The organism is Sorangium sp. So ce281 (assembly GCF_051527395.1).
GTDB lineage: Bacteria > Myxococcota_A > Polyangia > Polyangiales > Polyangiaceae > Sorangium > Sorangium cellulosum_B.
Genome location: NZ_CP150322.1, coordinates 4,951,870 through 4,970,574, shown reverse-complemented (window position 1 = coordinate 4,970,574; position 18,705 = coordinate 4,951,870). Strand labels below are relative to the sequence as shown.

General features: G+C 69.6%; 19 protein-coding genes. 7 read left to right on the top strand and 12 right to left on the bottom strand.

Going from position 1 to position 18,705, the window contains the following annotated elements; all coding sequences use genetic code 11:
- Positions 1-180 precede the first annotated feature (180 nt).
- Positions 181-693, bottom strand: a complete 513-nt coding sequence (locus tag WMF27_RS18795) for a DUF507 family protein (protein ID WP_012236388.1) — start codon at positions 691-693, stop codon at positions 181-183.
- Between the two features lie 230 nt (positions 694-923).
- Here WMF27_RS18795 and WMF27_RS18790 point away from each other — a divergent pair, with 230 nt between their 5' ends.
- The gene (locus WMF27_RS18790) at positions 924-1,664 is read left to right on the top strand and encodes a Crp/Fnr family transcriptional regulator (RefSeq protein ID WP_437767505.1); all 741 of its coding nucleotides are present in this window, start codon (positions 924-926) and stop codon (positions 1,662-1,664) included.
- Between the two features lie 402 nt (positions 1,665-2,066).
- On the opposite strand, the gene WMF27_RS18785 is transcribed toward WMF27_RS18790, so the two are convergent.
- The 6 genes from WMF27_RS18785 to WMF27_RS18760 all read right to left on the bottom strand — a co-directional run bounded on the left by WMF27_RS18785 (position 2,067) and on the right by WMF27_RS18760 (position 7,265).
- Positions 2,067-3,158: a TIGR04552 family protein gene (locus WMF27_RS18785; RefSeq protein ID WP_437767506.1), complete on the bottom strand. Its 1,092-nt coding sequence runs from the start codon at positions 3,156-3,158 to the stop codon at positions 2,067-2,069.
- 93 nt (positions 3,159-3,251) lie between these two features.
- The gene (locus WMF27_RS18780; protein ID WP_012236385.1) at positions 3,252-3,431 is read right to left on the bottom strand and encodes a hypothetical protein; all 180 of its coding nucleotides are present in this window, start codon (positions 3,429-3,431) and stop codon (positions 3,252-3,254) included.
- A 507-nt stretch (positions 3,432-3,938) separates the two neighbouring features.
- Positions 3,939-4,403: a hypothetical protein gene (locus WMF27_RS18775; RefSeq protein WP_437767507.1), complete on the bottom strand. Its 465-nt coding sequence runs from the start codon at positions 4,401-4,403 to the stop codon at positions 3,939-3,941.
- A 6-nt stretch (positions 4,404-4,409) separates the two neighbouring features.
- Positions 4,410-4,859 (bottom strand): c-type cytochrome, encoded by a 450-nt coding sequence (locus WMF27_RS18770; RefSeq protein ID WP_437767508.1) that lies wholly within the window; start codon positions 4,857-4,859, stop codon positions 4,410-4,412.
- 242 nt (positions 4,860-5,101) lie between these two features.
- Entirely contained in the window at positions 5,102-5,725 is a 624-nt protein-coding gene (locus tag WMF27_RS18765) for an OmpA family protein (RefSeq protein WP_437767509.1), read from the bottom strand.
- Between the two features lie 466 nt (positions 5,726-6,191).
- Positions 6,192-7,265: a hypothetical protein gene (locus WMF27_RS18760; protein WP_437767510.1), complete on the bottom strand. Its 1,074-nt coding sequence runs from the start codon at positions 7,263-7,265 to the stop codon at positions 6,192-6,194.
- 244 nt (positions 7,266-7,509) lie between these two features.
- On the opposite strand from WMF27_RS18760, the gene dnaE reads away from it, so the two are divergent.
- A complete protein-coding gene (gene dnaE / locus WMF27_RS18755) occupies positions 7,510-11,148 on the top strand; it encodes a DNA polymerase III subunit alpha (RefSeq protein WP_437767511.1) in 3,639 nt (1,212 codons plus the stop codon).
- Here dnaE and WMF27_RS18750 read toward each other — a convergent pair.
- The 5 genes from WMF27_RS18750 to WMF27_RS18730 form a co-directional block, all read right to left on the bottom strand.
- Positions 11,141-12,142: an AAA family ATPase gene (locus WMF27_RS18750; RefSeq protein ID WP_437767512.1), complete on the bottom strand. Its 1,002-nt coding sequence runs from the start codon at positions 12,140-12,142 to the stop codon at positions 11,141-11,143. The two genes, dnaE and WMF27_RS18750, sit on opposite strands and share 8 nt — an antisense overlap.
- 73 nt (positions 12,143-12,215) lie before the next feature.
- Positions 12,216-12,827 (bottom strand): D-glycero-alpha-D-manno-heptose-1,7-bisphosphate 7-phosphatase, encoded by a 612-nt coding sequence (locus WMF27_RS18745; protein ID WP_437767513.1) that lies wholly within the window; start codon positions 12,825-12,827, stop codon positions 12,216-12,218.
- 7 nt (positions 12,828-12,834) lie between these two features.
- Positions 12,835-13,455, bottom strand: coding sequence for a D-sedoheptulose-7-phosphate isomerase (locus WMF27_RS18740; RefSeq protein ID WP_437767514.1), 621 nt, complete (start codon positions 13,453-13,455; stop codon positions 12,835-12,837).
- 65 nt (positions 13,456-13,520) lie between these two features.
- Positions 13,521-14,516, bottom strand: a complete 996-nt coding sequence (locus WMF27_RS18735; protein ID WP_437767515.1) for a GHMP family kinase ATP-binding protein — start codon at positions 14,514-14,516, stop codon at positions 13,521-13,523.
- Positions 14,513-15,259, bottom strand: a complete 747-nt coding sequence (locus tag WMF27_RS18730; RefSeq protein WP_437767516.1) for a nucleotidyltransferase family protein — start codon at positions 15,257-15,259, stop codon at positions 14,513-14,515. The genes WMF27_RS18735 and WMF27_RS18730 overlap by 4 nt, the downstream gene beginning before the upstream one ends.
- A gap of 123 nt (positions 15,260-15,382) precedes the next feature.
- Between WMF27_RS18730 and WMF27_RS18725 the strand changes: the two genes are divergently transcribed.
- From WMF27_RS18725 to WMF27_RS18705, 5 genes are all read left to right on the top strand, one after another.
- On the top strand, positions 15,383-15,655 hold the full coding sequence (locus WMF27_RS18725; RefSeq protein ID WP_437767517.1) for a hypothetical protein: 273 nt from the start codon (positions 15,383-15,385) through the stop codon (positions 15,653-15,655).
- 344 nt (positions 15,656-15,999) lie between these two features.
- Complete coding sequence (locus WMF27_RS18720; RefSeq protein WP_437767518.1) at positions 16,000-16,587, top strand: hypothetical protein; 588 nt, start codon at positions 16,000-16,002, stop codon at positions 16,585-16,587.
- Between the two features lie 326 nt (positions 16,588-16,913).
- Complete coding sequence (locus WMF27_RS18715; protein WP_437767519.1) at positions 16,914-17,489, top strand: ATP-binding protein; 576 nt, start codon at positions 16,914-16,916, stop codon at positions 17,487-17,489.
- A complete protein-coding gene (locus WMF27_RS18710; protein ID WP_437767520.1) occupies positions 17,486-18,052 on the top strand; it encodes a SpoIIE family protein phosphatase in 567 nt (188 codons plus the stop codon). The genes WMF27_RS18715 and WMF27_RS18710 overlap by 4 nt, the downstream gene beginning before the upstream one ends.
- A 7-nt stretch (positions 18,053-18,059) precedes the next feature.
- Complete coding sequence (locus tag WMF27_RS18705; protein ID WP_437767521.1) at positions 18,060-18,626, top strand: STAS domain-containing protein; 567 nt, start codon at positions 18,060-18,062, stop codon at positions 18,624-18,626.
- Positions 18,627-18,705 lie beyond the last annotated feature (79 nt).

The following is an 18,705-nucleotide window of genomic DNA, read 5'->3' as shown; positions in this document are numbered from 1 at the left end:
ATCTGGCAGAAGGAACGCGCCGCCGCGGGCATGGTCGCAGATGGTGCGTGCTTATCCTACAGGCAGTGTCCCTGCGGATCGGGCGCCGAGGCCATGGGGCGGACGGCGTCTCGCTGGACCGACAAACGCCGCAGGCGGTTCGCCTGCTCGGCTGAGAGCCCGCCTGCCTGGCGGCGGCGATTACAGCAGCCCCTTGCGTCGCTGGATCTCGCCCATGACCCGCTGGTATTCGATTTCCCAGGTGCGGGAGCCCTCCTGCACGTGGCGGAGCTTGCCGCGCACCTCGGTGTCGAGCGCCTCGTCCATCTCGAGGTACTTCCGGAGGATGGGCCTTATCCGGCGGCGCAGGTCGTGGTCCTCGACGAACACCTCCTCGACGTTGTTCGAGTGCATCAGCATCTCGAGCAGCTGGTCGAGGAGATAATCCATGGTTTCCTCGCCTGTCTTGATCCCTTTCTGCTCCGCGGCCAGGCGCTTGACCCGGTTGAACTCGCCTTGAGGCAGCCCGCGTGCCTGGAGGATCTCTTTCGCCCGCTCGGTCGCTTCCCGCTCTGCGTGCAGGTAGCTCGTGAAGACCGACTCGACGTCGAGCGCGACCTCTTTCTTCGATTCGCACTCGATATCGCGGTTGTCCACGAGCGCGCGGACGAGTTCTTCTGTGAGGGGAGTAATTTTGCCGCTAAAGAGGCGCATCCAACGTCCGTAGCTGGAGGAGCGGTCGAACTGGCTCCCCCGTGCAGGGGTTCATTCACGGGGCGTGCCCGGCTCGAACCGAAAGGTACGGGCCGGGTATCCAGGATGTCAACGCAAGTGGGAGGTTCCGGCACAAGTCGGGCCCCCCAGCCGGTGGGGCCCCCCGGAACAGTAGGACCGCGACACCGCAAACCGCAGGAGCAGCCGCGATGATGATGGGTAAGGATGCGATGGCACGGAGCGTCAGGGTCCAGCCTGGCGCGCTCGGGAACGACGGTGGACTCGACCTGGACTCCCGCAAGCGGCGGGTTGTCCGGCGCGGCGCGATCGGCAACGCGGCCTCCCCGGCCACGCAGTCGGCGCTGGCGGACGGAGGGACGATCCAACGCGTCGCGAAAGGGCGTCACCTGGTGACGCAGGGCGACGCAGCGACCGCCCTTGCCATGCTCAGCCTCGGCCGAGTCCGGCTGGTGCGCGGGATGAGCGACGGGCGCAGCCTGTCGCTCGGCTACAGAGGGGCCGGCGACGTGCTAGGCGAGGCTGCGCTCGGGGGCGTCACGGCCCACCGGGAGAGCGCGATCGCCACGGAGGACGTCGAGGCGCTCCTCGTCCCCCTCGCGACGGTGCGCAACCTGATGGCGAGCGACGCCAACTTCGCCGCCGCCATCGTGACCACGCTGGTCGAGCGGCACACGGACACCGAGGAGCGCCTGGCGTCCATGCTCTTCCGCAACGTGGAGGCCCGCCTCTGTGAGTTCCTGCTCAAGGCCGCGACGCGCTGGGGCATCCCCGATCCGCGCGGGGTGCTCATCTCCGCGCCGTTCACCCATCAGGAGATGGCGAGCATGATCGGCTCCACGCGCGAGACCGTCACGCTCACCCTGGGCGATCTCCGTCGCAAGGGGGTGATCGAGATCGATCGCCGCAGGATCGTCATCCTCGATCGCGACGCGCTGAAGGGCCGCATCTGAGCCCGCCCGTCCGGCGGTGTCGTTGAGGGGCCGGCAGGGCTCCTCGATCGAGCGCCGTCGGTCACCGTCCGGGCTGTTCGCTCGGCGGCCTCTGCTCCGATAGCCCGACTGCTCCCGGCGTCGCAGCGGCGTTCGCCGCCCTGCTCGCGCGTTCCGCTCTCCAGGGACGCACCTCCCGGATATCCCGCGGATCTCTCCGGTCTGCCCGCTCGATTCGTCGCGGTGTTGCCCCACGCATCCGCCACGCCGTGGCCGTTCTGTCCGTGCGCTGCGCGATCGGATGTGCTGCGCGGTATGGGCCTCGCCACGCCGGTGCAGGCTCGCCGCGCGGTCCAGCGGTGCTGCGCGCCAGCGGCCTCGTCTTTACGGCGTCTGGACGGCGACCCGCGCCGACCGCGGCGCCTAGCGATCTCGCTTGGGTCCGCCGTTCGCCGGGTCACGGGTGGAGCGGACCCCGAGCTTGAGCCTGCGCATGACCGCCTGCTTCTGCCGTTCCTTGTACCTGGCGTGGCTCGCCTCGCCGACCTCGTTCGCCGCCTCGGTCTCGCGGTCGATCAGCTGGAACTCGCAGAGGACGAAGATGATCGGCCCGAGCGCCCAGGCCGCGGGCGGCGCCATGTCGAGGATCTCGGCGGGGAGCCGCACCGGCAGATCGACGACGAAGTGGATCACGCGGTAGCTCCGATCGCTGAAGCTGTTGTCGCCTGCCGTGAGCCCGTCGTCGACGTCGGTCTGCAACGCCTCGAGCATCGGCTGAAGGAAGGGCCGCGTCTCGCAGTAGCTCCGGAACCGCAGGATCGTGTTGGTGCTCTCGCCTGGCACGACGTAATTGAACGGAAACAGCCGCTCGGACAGGTACAGGAGCACCGGCAGCAGATCGTCCACGGTGCGGCAGACGATGCGGAAGCGGAGCTTGTCGTAGATGGCCGCCGCGGTCGTGTCGGTCTTCGACAGGAGCTTCGTGTAGAGCGAGTCCTTGTTCTTCCGCCCGCCGATGAACTCGGTGATCGGGAAGCCCGCCGCGAGCATGCCGCCGATCACCCGGTACACCTTCTCCTCGACGAGGTGGAAGACGTCCTGGTCCGACATGGGGATCGAGAAGAGGAGCTCGCGCCCGGCCAGGTGATGGATGATGTGCATCGCCTTGAGGATCGTGCAGGCGCAGAGCTGGCGGTGGCCCTTGCCCGAGGCGAGCAGCAGGATCTCCTCGACCGAGGCGCGAGCGACCGGGCTCGGGATCGGGAACTCGAAATGGCGGCGCAGGTACGCGATCGCTTCGTTCTTGACGCTCTCGAGGTGAGCGCGATCCCCCGGCTCGTCCGGGCGGAACTCCTGCGCCAGCAAGAGGTCCCGCGCCGCCTGCTCGCCCTGCAGGTTGAGCCTCCTCCAGTCGATGACCGAGTCGCCGCGCAGGATGAGGTGCACGGACTCCAGGTCCATGAGCGTGAACTCTTCGAGCCGCTTGAGCCGGCCGGCCGAGGCGTCTTGCGTCATGACCTCACGCTCCCCGAGCGTAAGCGCCAGCGATGTCGCGCGCTCGGGAAACCCTCGCGTCGAGGTGCAGCAGGCGGCAGCTGGGCGAGAAAGTCAGGAGACAGGGGCGTTCGGCGGGGCGGGGCTCGAGCTCGGGGTGCGGCCGAGCGAAAGGGTCCCGAGAAAGATGCCGATCGTCAACGCGACGACAGCGGCGTGGCCGAGGTACGCGCCACTGCAACCAATGGCGGCGAACGGGGCGAGCGCAGCCAGATACCACGGGGTGATCCTCATCGGTTCTCCTTCTCCGCCTCCAGCGGCACTGTACAGGCCGCATGGTCGCTCCCTCCGGGGGGGCACCACGATGCACCACGGTCGTCCCAGTCAGAGCGTGTAAGTGGTTGTAGGATAAGGTGCCACGCCCTGCTTCCGCGGGCCAAGAAGTAGCGGTTTCGGGGGGAACGCATCAAGGGAATTCGTTCTCACATTCCATTCCCACCCGAAACGTTGCCACTGGAAGCAAGAAAATATCAACAATAACAATGATTTATATTTGAGAACGAGGGTCTTTCATCAAGGGCTGCGTGCGGCCCGCTGGACGCGAGGTGGTACCTCAGAGACACGCGTCCAACTCACGGCGCTGCCTTGCTTGTCGATTTCCGGGCGTCAACGGTCTCGTGCGCCGGGCGACCGCAATGCGCGGCGGCAGGTCTCCGGCGCATCTGGCTGCTGCCGGGCTCGCTCCAGGAGCGTCGGCCGAAGCGCGCTCCGCGAGGCCAGCGGGAACGCGCTGGGCGCCGTTCAGTGCACGAACAGCGTGATCCGGGACTCGTCCGCGAGCGTGATGGCCCGGCTCGTCACGTCGTGCCCGCCCTTCCTGCCGACCGTGATCTCCACCTGGTAGAGGCCATCCGGGAGCGACACCTTCGTGTGGACAGCCCGTGGGGCCGTGCCCTCGGCGAAGCGCCATGAGCTGTCGATGACCGTCGCCGTGTCGTCCGCACGGTCGCCCGAAGAAGAATCCGTCCACGTCACGTCGAGCTGCACGACCGTCGCTGCGTCGTCGAGCTGCAGCTCGACCTCCCGCTCTTCGGGCAGGCGATTGACGAGGATGCTCCCCGCAACCAGCGCGCCCAGGAGGAGGATCGCTGGCGCGAGGCGCCGGAGCCACAGCGGCCGGCCCTCCGGCTCCGCCGGCCTCTCCTCTGGCTCCGCCGGCCTCTCCTCCGGCGCCTCATCGCGATCGTGCTGCGAGGTCGAGCTCATCGAGCTTCAGCGCGCTCGGTTGGTGCGGACGCGCTTCACGAGGCCCTCGATCACCGGCTGCGGCAGGTCGAACGCGGGCATCTTGTTTTTTCCCTTCCTGATCGTGTCGGCCATCTGGACGTCGGTCACCCGATCCTGCCATGCCGCGTCGGTGAGGTCCGGGGCGCGGACCATCGGGCCTTGCGGGCCGTCGCCTCGCCCGGCCCTGCCGTGGCAGGTGGCGCAGTTTCGCTGCCAGGCGAGCTCGATCAGCCCTGGATCGGTCTCGTCGGACGCGACCGGCCGAGCGGCTACCTTGCCGCCCTGGCCCTGCCCCTCGCCGGGGTTCGGCGGATCGTGGTCGTCCCGCGTCCACGGGCGGACGTCGCCCGCCCCGGAGTTGCAGCCGAAGAGGCCGACCGAGAGGAGGGCGATGGAAAAGAGGCGACCCAGGGGCCTGTCGTGACGTCTCCGCATGTCGTGGAGACGTACCGATAGTGAAGCTGGTGGGGGAGGCAAGAAAAGAAGGATCGCAGGGCGGCGTCGACCGCCGGCGCGCGGGGAGAACGCAGCGGCGCCCGTGGCCGGAGCGCTCCGAAGGGCGCTCGCACCGGCCACTGGGCTCCGCCGTCAGCTGTCAGCAGAAGGGGAGCGCGCCGGCTTGCCCGGGCCCGCGGTGATCGCGGAGCGCGGCCCGGAGCGCGGCCGGCGCAGGTGCGTCACTTGCAGGCGTCGCCGGCGACCTTGCCGCCGCCGTCCACGGGCTGCTTGTCGACCGCCTTGCCCTTGATGGCCGCGATGAAGAACCCGGTGCGGCGGTTCTGGGCCTTGCCCTCGGGCGTGTTGTTGTCGGCGACCGGCTTGGTCTCGCCGAACCCGACGGCGATGAAGCGCTTGCAGTCGTTCCCCTTCGCGACGAGCCAGCGAGCGACCGCCATCGCGCGCTTCTCGGACAGCGTCTGGTTCGCGGCGTCCTCACCGTCCGAGTCGGTATGGCCCTCGATGCGGAGCAGGCTGACATCCTCCCGCTGCTTCAGGAACTCGTCGACGAGGTTGAGGACCTCGTCGCTCTCGGGCAGGAGCTTGTCGCTGTTCGTCTCGAAGACCACCGGGCCGGGGAGAGAGACCTCGTTGCCCTTGAGCTTGAACGTCAGCTTGAAGCGCGGGCGGGGCTTCTTCTCCTCCTTCGGCTCGGGCTTCGGCTCCGGCGGGGGCGGGGGCGGGGGCTCGGCCACCGGCTCCTTGCCGGCGTTGAACGAGGCGCTGGCCGTGCAACCCGCCGTCGCGGCGGCAGCGCCAATCATCATCACGGCGCACAGAACGGAAGCGACGTATCTACGCATGGACCTTGTTCTCCTCTGAGGGGCACGAGCCAGAGCTCGCATCGGCGACCCGCCGGGCTGACGCCCTTGGACGGCGGCTCGCCATGAATCTTCACCGCCATCGGGTATTTGCGTGGTGGACGCTCGAAGCGATGCCGACTTCTAGCGAAAAGTCAGGACGAACGAAACCAGGAAGAGGGCGCCTCTCGGCCCGCCCACCAGCGGGCGGACCGAGAGAGCGCGCTGGCAAGCCCTCCCTTGCCTCAGCGCGTGCCCTGGACGGGTGGGGTCGCTCCTTGAGACGCTCGCGGGGGGCGCGACGGCTCAAGCGCGAGCACGATCTTCGCGGGTGGCCGGAGCCAGCGGAGCAGGCTGCACGTCGCAGGCTGTGGGGATTCCGGCGGGCGCGGGCACCCGGGAGGTGCCCGCGGAGCCCAGGTGGCGTGCGCGACGCAGCGGCCGCCGGTGGATGGGAGTCGCGCGGCGCTCAGCCTTCGTCTGCGGGCGCCGGCTGGCACGGAACGCCGGTCGTCTCGGCAGGCGGCGCGATCTCGCCCAGCTGGACCGCCTTCGCGGTGAACCCGATGCCGATGGAGATGGCGTCGCACTCCCTGCTCGGGTCCTGGCTGCCATCCTTCATGATGTCCGAGGCGCGGCGGACCTGGTCGAGGATCGTCTCCAGCGCGGGGCCTTCGCAGAAATTCGGCTGCACGGCGCCGATGACGCCGCGGAGCTCCTCGACGAGGACAGCCGTCTCGAGCACGCCGGCGATGGTCCCTTTGACCACCGATTTGTGATCGGGCGCGAGATCCATCGCGACCCTCACGTTGCGGATCGTGAGACCGATGATGGTGTCCGAGATCGTCAGGTTCAGCTGGAACGTGACCTGTGAATCCGGGCCCGAAACCCATGTGTCGTCGACGACGTAGCTGGCCGGGAACACCACCTTGGCGCTCTCGACGTCCTGAGCGTCGTCGAGGAGCTCCGGTACGACAGGCCACCGGTCGGCGCCATCCCAGGTGGGCGCCTCGCCCAGCGTGGCGCCGCCGTAGAGCTTCGCGGTGAGGGGGTTGTAGGACGACCGCTCGCCGAGCCCGTCGACCTTGAAGATCACCGTGAAATCGCCCTTGCCGATGGCGTCGCTGACCCGGGTCGACGGGTCGGTCAGGAGGTTGGAGATGAGGCCGACGAGCTTGCTGCCAAAGGCGTTGTCGATCCCGTCGGCGCCGTCCGGATAGACCTCCGAAGGGGCGGTGTCGTCCACCGGCTTGCACAGGTCCTGTGATACGGTGCTGGACACCTTGCCGTCGAGGTTGAATCCGTACTGCTTCCAGCTGCCGGCCACCTTCTTCCCGTCGCGATCCGTATCGCCGAGGAAGAGCCGGTCGATCGCGAACGCGACGCCCTCGCCATCCGCTGCCTGCTCCGGCCCCGGCGCGGGCGGCTGACCGAGGTCGACGTCTTGAACGACAGGCGCCGCGGCCTCGGAGCCACAACCGGCAGCGGACACGAGCGCGGTCGCCAAATACACCGCGACGGCGATACGGGATTGACGCATCATCGACCTCACTTTCTGGAAACCCCACCCCAGATCAGGCAAGTGCTCTCAAACGGGCGCACATGCTAGCGCCGGCCTGCGCGGCTCATCAAGGGCGATCCCCGCTGCGCAATGCGCTATATGTGAGCCCGCCGGCGAGCGCTGGTGGATTGTCCCGACGCCTCCCGATCTCGCTCGCCGCGCCCTCTCCACGGTTACCGATCTTTCCAGACTACAACCACGATGAGAAGCCCTCCGGAAGCCTGCTGTGACCGCTGAGTTCATCCACCTCCACGTGCATTCGCAGTACTCGCTCCTCGACGGCTCGCTGCGCGTCAAGGACCTGGCCGCGCGCGCCAAATCGCTGGGAATGCGCGCCGTCGCCCTGACCGACCACGGAAACATGTTCGGGGCGATTCAGCACTACAAGGCCTGCAAGGAGCAGGGCATCGGCGCGATCATCGGCTGCGAGGTCAACGTCGCCCGCGGCTGGGGCGCGGCCGCGGGGCAGGTGTCGCGCTCGGGCGTGGACGAGACGCCCGTCGATCACCTCGTGCTGCTCGCCGCGTCCGAGGAGGGCTACAAGAACCTCGTCCGCATCGTCTCCAAGGGGCACGTCGATCCTGCGAGCGGGCTCGCGCCGAGCGTGCGGCTCGACACGGTGGCGCAGTACAGCGCGGGGCTCATCGGCTTGACCGGCTGCATGGGCGGCGTGGTCGCCCAGCGGATCCTCGAGCAGGGCGAGGGGGAGGGGCGCGAGGCGCTCAGCCGGCTGAGGGACTGCTTCCAGCCGGGGAGCCTCTACGTCGAGCTGCAGGACCACGGGATGGTCGAGCAGTCGGTGCTCAACGGCATCCTGGCGCGGGCGGCGGGCGATCTGGGGCTTCCGCTCGTCGCGACCAACGACGCGCACTTCGGCGCGCGCGAGGACGGCGAGGGGCAGCTCTACCTGTCGTGCATCGCGGCCAACCGCACGTTCGCGGAGGCGAGCGCCGCGCACCACGGCAGCTTCGAGATGTTCCTCAAGCCCGCCGACGAGATGATGCACCTGTTCCGCGACCACCCGCAGGCGTTGCGGTCGACGCTCGAGATCGCCGAGCGGTGCTCGGCGCTGAAGCTCAAGCTCGGCAAGCCGATGCTCCCGACGTTCCCGCTGCCGAGCGGGTTCTCGGACTCGGCGTCGTACTTCCGGCACGTGGCGCACGACGGCCTCACGAAGCGGCTCGCCCAGATCGCGCAGACGGGCAGGAGAGTGGACGAGGCGACCTACCGCGCGCGGCTCGACATCGAGCTCGACGTCATCGTCCAGATGGACTTCCCGGGCTACTTCCTCATCGTCTGGGACTTCATCAAGTACGCCAAGGACCACGGCATCCCGGTCGGGCCGGGCCGCGGATCGGGCGCGGGCTCGCTCGTCGCCTATGCCATGGAGATCACCGATCTCGATCCGCTCCCGTACAACCTGCTGTTCGAGCGCTTCCTGAACCCGGAGCGCGTGAGCATGCCCGACTTCGACGTCGATTTCTGCATGGACCGGCGCGACGAGGTCATCTCCTACGTCACCAAGAAGTACAGCAAGGAGGCCGACAAGCCCTCCGTCGGGCAGATCGCGACGTTCCACGAGCTCAAGGCGCGGAGCGTGATCAAGGACGTCGCGCGGGCGATGGCGTTCCCCGCGAACGAGGCGCAGAAGATCGCGAGCCTCATCCCGCAGAAGAGCCCGGGGATCATGTACACGATCCCCGAGGCGCTCGAGATCGAGCCGAAGCTCAAGGCCCTCAAGGAGAGCGACCCCACGGTCGCGGAGCTCCTGAAGCAGGCGCAGAAGCTCGAGGGGCTGACGCGGCACGCGGGCATGCACGCCGCCGGCGTCGTGATCAGCGAGGGGCCGCTCTGGGACCACGTCCCCTGTTTCAAGAACGGCGACCAGCTCGTCACACAGTACTACAAGGACGACGCCGAGCTGGCCGGGCTCGTGAAGTTCGACTTCCTCGGGCTGAAGACGCTCACCGTCATCGACATCGCGGTGCGGCTCGTGAACGCGCGGCCCGACCTCGCGGGCAAGGAGGGCGAGCGCTTCGACGTGAACGCGGTGCCGCTCGACGACACCGCCACCTACGCGCTCCTCCAGTCGGGCGAGACCACCGGGGTGTTCCAGCTCGAGTCGAGCGGCATGCAGCAGCTCTTCAAGGACCTCAAGCCGGACGCCTTCGAGGACATCGTCGCCGCCGTGGCGCTCTACCGGCCCGGGCCGCTCGGCACCGGCATGGTGAAGGACTTCGTCGACTGCAAGCACGGCCGCAAGCCGATCGAGAAGATGCACCCGTTCGTCGACGAGCTCCTCCAGCCGACGTACGGCGTCATCGTCTACCAGGAGCAGGTCATGCAGATCGCGCAGAAGCTCGCGGGCTACACGCTCGGCGGCGCCGATCTGCTCCGGCGCGCCATGGGCAAGAAGAAGCCCGAGGAGATGGCGAAGCAGAAGGCGACGTTCGTCGACGGCTCGCTCAAGAACGGGGTGAAGGGCGAGGACGCCGAGCGCATCTTCGGGCTCCTCGAGTACTTCGCGGGCTACGGCTTCAACAAGAGCCACTCTGCCGCGTACGCGCTGCTGACCTACCAGACGGCGTACCTCAAGGCGCACTACCCGGTCGAGTTCCTCTGCGCGCTGATGACGGCCGACCGCGACAAGATCGAGAAGGTCGTGCGGATCATCGCGGAGGGGCGCGCGTGGGGGGTCGAGATCCTCCCGCCCGAGATCAACGAGTCCAAGACCGACTTCACCGTCGTCTACAGCGCAAAGCCGGCGACGAACGGCAAGCGCGTGGCCGGCACCCGGCGCGGAGGCTCGCGGGTGAGGGACCCGTACGATCCGAAGATCCGCTTCGGAATGGGCGCGATCCGCGGCATCGGCGAGTCGGCGCTCGAGGCGATCCTCGAGGCGCGGGACGCGGGCGGCGCGTTCGCGGATCTGTTCGACTTCGCCGAGCGGGTCGATCCGCGGCGGGTCAACAAGGGCGTGTTCGAGGCGCTCGTGCAGTGCGGCGCGTTCGACGCGAGCCTCCTCGCGCGGGGCATCTCGCGGGCGCGGGCGTTCGCCGGCATCGACAGGGCGCTCGAGCGCTCGCGCTCCGCGAGCAAGGAGCGGAACAGCGCGCAGATCGGCCTGTTCGCGGCGGTGGCGTCCAAGAGCGAGGTGAGGCTGGACGATTACCCGATGGTCGAGGACTGGGATCTGCGCGAGACGCTCTCGCGGGAGAAGCAGTCGCTCGGGTTCTACGTCTCGGGGCACCCGCTCGATCGGTACGGCGTGGATCTGAACCGCTTCGACGTGACCGCGGTGAGCGCGCTGGCCGGCATGGATGCCTGGGCCAGGGTGCGCGTCGGCGGGATGGTCGAGGGCTACCGAGAGCGCATCTTCAAGGGGGGCGGCGGCAAGATCGCGTTCTTCGTGCTCGAGGACACGACGGGCCGGGTCGAGGTCAAGGTGCGCGAGAAGCAGATCGAGAGCTATGCGGATCTCTTGAACCGGGGGGAGCCGGTCCTGATCTCGGGGAAGATCAGCTTCCCGATGGTGGAGGAGGGGGCCGAGGAGGCCGAGGCCGCGCCGCGCGAGCCGACCCTGCTGCTCGACGAGGTGCAGCCGCTCGCCGACGCCATCCTCGCGCAGACCCGGAGCGTGGCGATCACGCTGAAGTCGCGCAGCGCCAGGCGCGAGCACATCGATCGGCTCGGGGCGCTCCTGCGGGCGAGCCCCGGGGTGTGCCCGGTGCAGCTCGTGATCCAGCTCGACGACGGGGCAGAGGCGGTGCTGGCGCTGGGGCGCGATCTCCGCGTCGAGCCGAACGACGCCATGCTCGGGCGGCTCGAGAAGCTGTTCGGCGAGAAGGTGGCCGAGCTCAGGTAGCCGGCTCGCCCGCCCCCGCGTGCTCGGCGGCCCGCACGAGGGTGCCGAGCTTCGCCTCCGCTTCGCCGCGGTCGCTCTGGTGCTTGAGCAGGACGCCGAGCGTGTCGCGCGCGAGCTCCGGCGTCACCGCGCGCTTGCCGAGCAGGAGCAGCGCGCGGGCCCAGTCGAGCGTCTCGCTGATCGCGGGCGATTTCCGCAGATCCATGGCCCGCAGGGCGCCGACGAACGCCACGATCTGCGCCGCGAGGCGGGGCTCGATCCCCGGGAGGGCGACCTTCAGGATGGCGATCTCGCGCGACGGCGGCGGGTAGTCCAGGAACGCGTGCAGGCACCGGCGGCGCAGCGCCTCGGTCATCTCGCGCGTCGCGTTCGTCGTCAGCAGGACGAGCGGCGGGTGCGCGGCGCGGATCGTGCCGAGCTCGGGGATCGTGACCTGCATGTCGGAGAGCACCTCGAGCAAGAACGCCTCGAACTCAGGGTCCGCGCGATCGACCTCGTCGATGAGCAGGACGACCGGCGCGGCGCTCCGCAGCGCCGCGAGGAGCGGGCGCGCGATCAGGAAATGCTCGCTGAAGAACGACGCCTCGCTCCCCGCGATCGCGCGCGCGGCTCCGGCGAGGCTCGTCGCGCCGGCGATCTCCTTCGCGACGGCGTCGCGCAGCAGCTGCGTGTAGAGCATCTGCTTCGCGTAGTCCCACTCGTAGAGCGCCTTCGCCTCGTCGAGGCCCTCGTAGCACTGGAGCCGGATGAGCCCTCGGCCGAGCGCCTCGGCTGCGGCGCGGGCGAGATCGGTCTTGCCGACGCCGGCCGGCCCCTCGAGCAGCAGCGGCCGCTCCATCCGGAGGGCGAGCCAGAGCGCGAGCGAGGTCGCCGGATCGGAGATGTAGCGGGCCGCCGAGAGGCGGACGTCGAGCTCGGCCGCGGTGGCCGGGGTGTCGTCGCGGGCGCCCCGATCGTCGAGCGCGCCGCCGTCGTGATCCGGAGGAGGCGTCACGGCGGGACGGTAGCACGCCGCGCGCGGGCCATCGGGCGGCGCGGCGCGGCGCGGCGCGGCGCGCCAGAGTCCGCTAGCCGCGCAGCTCGGCGAGGATCTCGGCGGCGAGGAGATCGAGGCGCGGCGCCGCGCGATCGGGGCAGGGGAGATCGGCCTCGCCGCGGAGCGGGCACAGCTCGCAGCGGCGTCCATCCATGACGAGGCCCGCCCGCATGCCCGCCGCGCGCGCGGCCGCCACGTCGCTGGGCGCGTCGCCGATCATCCAGCTCGCCGCGACGTCGAGATCGAGGTCGCGCGCGAGCGCCGTCAGCATGCCCGGCTGCGGCTTCCTGCAGTCGCACGGGCCGATGAGCGCCGGATCGCCGCCCGGCCCGCCCTCGGGGTGGTGCGGGCACACCGCGAGCGCCGCGATCGCGACGCCGGCCTCGCGGAGCCGATCGACGAGCGCGCGGTTCGTGCGCTCGATCGCCCCCCACGGGACCTGGCCCTTCGCCGCGCCCGGCTGGTTGGTCGCGATCGCCAGCAGGAACCCCGCGCCCGCGAGGCGCCGCAGGCCCTCGATCGCGCCGGGGAGGAGGCGGATCTGATCCGGATGAAACGCCGTCACGACGACGCCGAGCTCGTGATCGCGCACCACGTCGATGAGCGTGCCGTCGCGGTCGAGCAGGATCCCGCGCCTCGCCACGCGGCGCTCAGCTCTCGGCCACGAGCTGGAGGAGACGCTCGCAGATGAGGTGGTGGTAGACCTCATGGAAGCCCTCCACGTGCGGCGTCGACGTGTAGCCCGCCCGCGTCCTCGGCACGATCACGCTGGCGTCGGCCATCTGGCGCAGGGCGCCGCCGTCGTAGCCGACGAGCGCGACCACCTTGGCGCCCGTCTTCTTCGCGAAATCCGCGGCGGCGACGAGGTTCTGCGACCATGGGCCGGCGCGATCGGCGCCCGAGCCGCCGTGCACGCTCAGGCACACGAGCACGTCGCCCGCGACCATGCGGCCGTCGAGCTGCTCCAGGAAGATCCGGTTGAAGCCGACGTCGTTGGTGAGGGCGCTGAGGAGCGCCGCGTTGTCGCAGAGCGAGGTGCACTTGAAGCGCCGCTTGCCGTCGACCCACGTGAACTTGGCGATGTCGCAGGCGAGGTGGCTCGCGTTGGCCGCCGAGCCGCCGTTGCCGCACGTGAAGATGGTGCGATCGCTCCGGTACGCATCGAAGAGGATCTCGATGACGCGAGCCATGTCGTCGGGGCTCGTCGCGAGGGCGATCTCGGACGTCTCGCGGAGGTACTTTTCGACGAAGTCGTGCGTGCTCTGAGGCATATGGCCGATCTATAGCCAGAGTCCCGCTGAAATGCCCAGCAGGAGGGGGGCGCCGGCGCGCCCGCTCACGATCGGTGCAGGTTCGCGACGATGCGCGCGCCGTCGAGATCGAAGCGGAAGCGCAGGACGCGCAGGCCCTTCGCGGCGAGCGCCTCCAGCACCCGGCGCCGCTCCGCCGGCCGGACGTAGAACATGAAGAAGCCTCCGCCGCCGGCCCCCATCAGCTTGCCGCCGAGCGCCCCCGCGCGTCGCGCGATCTCGTAGATCTCGTCGAGGACCTCGTCGGTCATCTTGGACGCGAGCTTACGCTTCTGGGTCCAGTGGGCGTGGAGGAGCTCGCCGTAATCGTCGAGCCTGCCCGTGACGAGGATGCGGTGCACGTCGCGGCCGATCTCCTTGATGCGGTGCATCCGCTCGACCACCGCGGGCTCCAGGTCTTGCAGCCGCCGGCCCTGCTCCGAGAGCACGATCCTGGCGGGCCTCTCGACGCCGCTCCACACGATGAGCAGGTTGCTCTCGAGCTCGTCCAGCACCTCGTCGCGGACCGGGACGGGCTCGACGTGCACCGAGCCGTCCGGAGAGAACGTGAACGCCGTGACGTTGCCGTAAGCGGCGATGTACTGGTCCTGCTTGCCGATCGGCTCTCCGAGGCGCTCGATCTCGATGGAGCAGGCCTCGCGAGCGAGCTGCTCGGACGACACGAAGTCGCGCTTGTACGTGTGCAGGGCGTTGAGGAGGGCGACCGTGAACGAGCTCGACGAGCCGAGGCCCGAGTTCGCCGGGAGATCCGCGACGCTCGTGAGCTCGATCGAGTGCTCGATTCCCAGCATCCGGAGCGCTTCCCGGAAGATCGGGTGCTCGATCGCGTCGACCGAGGGGACGATCTCGGTCTTGGAGTACGCGAGGCGGATGTCCCGGTGGAAGCGCTTGTTGGCCGTCACGTAGATGTACTTGTCGATGGCGGCCGACACGAGGTAGCCGCCGAAGCGGCCGGAGTACGCGGGCAGATCGGTCCCGCCGCCGCCGAGGGAGAAGCGGACCGGGGCGCGAGAGACGATCATCCCTGCTCCTCCGTCGCGGCCGCGGTCGTGAGGGCGGCCTCGAGATCGCGGAGGCCCTGCTCCGAGCCGATCTCGTGGAAGCGCGCCGCGACCGCGAAGGCCCGGAGGAGGCCGCGCGCCGCGAGGTCGCGCTGCACCACCTCGAAGCCGAGCGGCGCGCCGGCTGGCAGCGCCTCGACGACCTCGCGGCGGAGCGCGGTCGCGCCATAATCGATGTGGTCGAGCGCAGGATCGGGCGGCGCGCCCGCGCGCCGCTTCTCGTAACGCACCACCAGGTCGCCCGAGACCGCGGCGTTCGACGCATCGAACCGACCCTCGTTCCGGTACACGGCCATCGTGCCGAGCGCGCCGGGGTGTGCGCAGAGGTCCCGGAGCGGGGCCAGGTAGTCGAAGGGGAGGTAGGAGTCGCCGTAGGTCATGAGGAACACAGGAGCCAGCTGGGGCAGCGCGCGGCGCAGCGCGCCGGCCGTGCCCAGGAGATCGGGGCCGTCGTCGGCATAATGGAGAGGCAGGCCCGCGAACCGGTCGCCCATCGCCCGTCGAACGGCGTCGCCGAGGTGACCCACGCAGACGACCACCTCACCAAAGCCCGCTGCGGCGAGCCGCTCGAGGAGCCACGCCCCGAACGGCCGCCCGGCCACGGGCAGCAGGAATTTCGGAGTGCGCTCCGTCCGGGGGTGCATCCGGGTGCCGAGTCCGCCGGCGAGGATCACGGCTTGAGGAGGTGAGGCGTCGGCGCGCACGGGGAGGACCTACCATAGACGACGGCCGCCTTCGGGGCGTCTCCAGCGCTCCCCGCAGGCGACTCGGAGAAAAACGTCGCCACAAACTGTACGGCCGTTCAGGCGGTGGCTACGGTGTGCGCCATGACCAACAAGGACCTCGCTCCGTATCTTCTCCGGACGCTGGTTGCCCTCCAGAGCGAGGGCAAGACGGTGACCCTCGACACCTTGACCACGGCCCTTCAGGTGCGTCGGACCGACGTTCGCCGGGCGATCACCGCCCTGCACCGCGAGGGGTATCTCGACGTCCTCCGCATGCGGCTGACGCTCCGCGGGCTCGCCCTCGGCGCGGCCTTTGCGGCGTCGCAGCTCCGCCCGTTGCGCCGCGCGTCGCTCCGCGCCGTCAAGGCTGCTTGAGCACACCCACAGGGCCGCCACCCTGGCGCGGCCGTGAGCGGCGAGTCGACCTCTACCCGAGCGCGAGGCCCATGCGCGCGGACGGAGGGTCCCGACATGATCTCTCGATGCGTTTCAGATCTTGCCAGCATTTCATTTGATAAAACGGCAAATTCACACCGGACGCGCGCGGCCCCAGCCAGGGATCCGGCGCCCGGTCGCGAGCGCCGACCGGCGCAGGAACACCTGGTTTCTCCGGCCTGCGCGGGCCACTGTGCGTGGAAGACGTTGACATTCCGAGGGATTCATGAGACGGCGGCTGCGTGATATCCGATGTCGAGATCGAGAATGAGATTCGTGCTTCCGTGGCCGAGTTCCTGGAGGGCATGAGAGCGCTGGTCCGTAAGGACGTTCTCCGGACCGCCGCGCGGTACCTGCAAGTCGACATCAGCGCTGGGCTATCGACCGGGCCGGCCGCGACTCCCGCCAAGCCGGTCCGGAAGGGCGAGCGCGCTCCGGCGCCGAGCCGCCCGGCCGCGCCTCCCCCCCGCAGCGCCCCGTCGCCCAAGAAGCCGAAGCGCGCTGCGCCGCGCAAGAAGGCCGCCGCGCCGCGGACGCGCGGAGGTGGCGCGCGTCCGGCCGTCGCTGCGCCGAAGTCGCGCGCCGCGCGCGCCCCGGCGCCCGCCGTCGCGGCCCCCCTGAAAGCCGCCGAACAGCCCGCTCCGGCGAGCCTGGTAAACCCCGCGAGCCTGTCGTCCGGGAGCTCCGGGGACGAGATCGCCGAGGCGCTGCTCGCTCATGTGGAGATCGAGCCTGGGCAAGGGATCGACGACCTTGCGTTGGCGATGGGGACCCCTGCGGCGGAGCTCCAGGAGCCGCTCAAGAAGCTCCTTGCGGAGAACAAGATCACCGAGGAGCTGCGTCAAGGCCAGGCCTCGTACTACCCGGCCTGAGCGACCTCGGTGGGCCGGTCAGCCAGGCATGAGCGTTGCTTGGAGCCGGCCGAGCATTGGTTGGCGCCGGCCGCCGTCCGTCCGGTCAGAGCGGGCACGGGCCGGGCGACGCCCTGCGTGATGCGGGCGATGGACCGAGCGGGCCCTGCTGGCGCTGCCCTTCAGGAACTCGGCGGTTTCGGCCTCACGGCTGGCGAACCCGGCGATGCCATCGCCGCGGACTCGACGCGGACCCGGGGCCCCGGTACCCTGCCGGTCCAGGCGCTTTCCGGATGACTCCCGCGCACGAACAGATTCTCAACGTCCTGCTCGGCTATCTCTCGGCGATGAACGCAGAGGGAGTCCTGCTCCGGGCCATGCGGGAGGCGGAGATCCAGCCCGAGGCGTTCTCGCTCGACGACCTCCCCGACATCCTTCCGAGCATCGAGCGCCGAGCCCGCCTCTATGTGGATCCGATGCGGCTCGGTCGGCTCAGGTCGGAAATTTCGGCGATTGGCGGCGATCGACCTTCGCGGCGCTCGAAGGTCATGGCCATCCACGTGGAGGCCGACATCAGCGAGGCGCGCTTGAGCGCGAAGGCCGTTTGCGATGCGGCCGGCGCAAAGAGCTTCACGTCGCACAAGGTCGCGACCATCGTCAGCGAGCTCGCGCGAAACATCGTCCATTATACCCCTGGCGGGACGATCGAGCTCGCGGTGCAGCGCGACAGCCCGGTCCGCTTCCTCATCGTCGCCGTGGACGAGGGCGCAGGCATCCAGAACCTGCAGGAGATCCTCGCCGGGCGCTACAAGAGCAAGACCGGTATGGGGCGCGGCATCATCGGGGTCAAGCGGCTGGCCGATCGCTTTCATATCGACTCGGGGCCGAAGGGCACGCGGGTGGAGATCGAGGTCCACCTGTGAAGCTCTCCGTGGAGTACTCGATCCTCCCCAAGGACGGAGAGCTCGTGAGCGGCGACGCCGCGTTCGTGCGGGCAGGGGAAGACGGCGTCGTCTTCGCGGTCATCGACGCCCTCGGCCACGGGGAGCACGCGGCGGCCGCGGCGAACGTCGCGCTCAAGGTGCTCGCCGACGCGCCGAGCGGCGAGGACGTCCGCGCCCTCGTCGATCGCCTCCACGTGCGGCTCCGCGGCACCCGCGGCGCCGCCGGCATGATCTGTCGCTTCCGGGAGGGGCGGCTCCAGGGCTGCGGCATCGGCAACGTCGAGCTGATGTCGCACGGCACGCGCGTGCAGTGGCTCCAGAGCCCGGGCATCCTCGGCGCATCGCTCAGCAAGGTCCGGATCTTCGATGCGCAGCTCGCGCGGGGCGACCGGCTCGTCGTGTTCACCGACGGGGTCTCCCCTCGCTTCGATCTATCGCTGTTTCGTGGAATGAAGGCCGCGGATGCCTGCCGCGCCCTCATGAGCCGACACCGGCGCTCGCACGATGACTCAACGGTCTTGATCGCCGACATCGAACCTTAGGATGACCATGGAGCTCAAGCGCCTTCCCATCATCAACCTGTGGGACCGGATCCTGGTGCCCATCCAGGGGGACGTGACCGATGACCTCGCGGAGCAGCTGAACACCGAGGTGCTTCGGGCCATCCACGAGAGCGGCGCGAAGGGGCTGGTCATCGATCTCACGGCCGTCTGGATCATGGATAGCCACCTGTGCGCGGTGCTCTCGAACCTGGCCTCCGCCGCGCGGCTCATGGGCACACCGACCATCCTGTCCGGGCTGAGCCCCGAGATAGCGATGACGCTCCAGGCCATGGGGGTCGAGCTCGAGGCCGTGAAGACGGCGCTGACGCTCGAGCAGGCGCTCACGATGCTCGGGCTCGAGGTGCGCCGGGCCGAGGCGCGCGACGAGGACGACGACGACGAGGACGACGACGACCTGTTCGACGACGAGGACGACGAGGACGAGGACGACGACGGGTGGGAGGCGGACGACCGCGGCGACTCCCGCCGAGCGCCGACGAACGGGCGGTCCGCTCGGCCCGCGACGAGCGTCGATCGGCGGCAGAGCGCGAAGAGCCGGCTCAGGCGCCGCTGAGGCCGCGCGTGCGCGTCCACGACGATCGCGACGACGTCGACACGCCGAACACGCCCTCCTGACGGCGGGGTGACGGTGA

Excerpts from the sequence above, each read along its gene's own strand:
- WMF27_RS18785 (WP_437767506.1), bottom strand. The coding sequence starts at position 3,158 with ATGACGCAAGACGCCTCGGCCGGCCGGCTCAAGCGGCTCGAAGAGTTC.
- WMF27_RS18725 (WP_437767517.1), top strand. The coding sequence starts at position 15,383 with ATGACCAACAAGGACCTCGCTCCGTATCTTCTCCGGACGCTGGTTGCC.
- WMF27_RS18790 (WP_437767505.1), top strand. The coding sequence starts at position 924 with ATGGCACGGAGCGTCAGGGTCCAGCCTGGCGCGCTCGGGAACGACGGT.
- WMF27_RS18735 (WP_437767515.1), bottom strand. The coding sequence starts at position 14,516 with ATGATCGTCTCTCGCGCCCCGGTCCGCTTCTCCCTCGGCGGCGGCGGG.
- WMF27_RS18715 (WP_437767519.1), top strand. The coding sequence starts at position 16,914 with ATGAACGCAGAGGGAGTCCTGCTCCGGGCCATGCGGGAGGCGGAGATC.
- WMF27_RS18795 (WP_012236388.1), bottom strand. The coding sequence starts at position 693 with ATGCGCCTCTTTAGCGGCAAAATTACTCCCCTCACAGAAGAACTCGTC.
- WMF27_RS18780 (WP_012236385.1), bottom strand. The coding sequence starts at position 3,431 with ATGAGGATCACCCCGTGGTATCTGGCTGCGCTCGCCCCGTTCGCCGCC.
- WMF27_RS18760 (WP_437767510.1), bottom strand. The coding sequence starts at position 7,265 with ATGATGCGTCAATCCCGTATCGCCGTCGCGGTGTATTTGGCGACCGCG.
- WMF27_RS18740 (WP_437767514.1), bottom strand. The coding sequence starts at position 13,455 with ATGCCTCAGAGCACGCACGACTTCGTCGAAAAGTACCTCCGCGAGACG.
- WMF27_RS18770 (WP_437767508.1), bottom strand. The coding sequence starts at position 4,859 with ATGCGGAGACGTCACGACAGGCCCCTGGGTCGCCTCTTTTCCATCGCC.
- WMF27_RS18775 (WP_437767507.1), bottom strand. The coding sequence starts at position 4,403 with ATGAGCTCGACCTCGCAGCACGATCGCGATGAGGCGCCGGAGGAGAGG.
- WMF27_RS18765 (WP_437767509.1), bottom strand. The coding sequence starts at position 5,725 with ATGCGTAGATACGTCGCTTCCGTTCTGTGCGCCGTGATGATGATTGGC.
- WMF27_RS18705 (WP_437767521.1), top strand. The coding sequence starts at position 18,060 with ATGGAGCTCAAGCGCCTTCCCATCATCAACCTGTGGGACCGGATCCTG.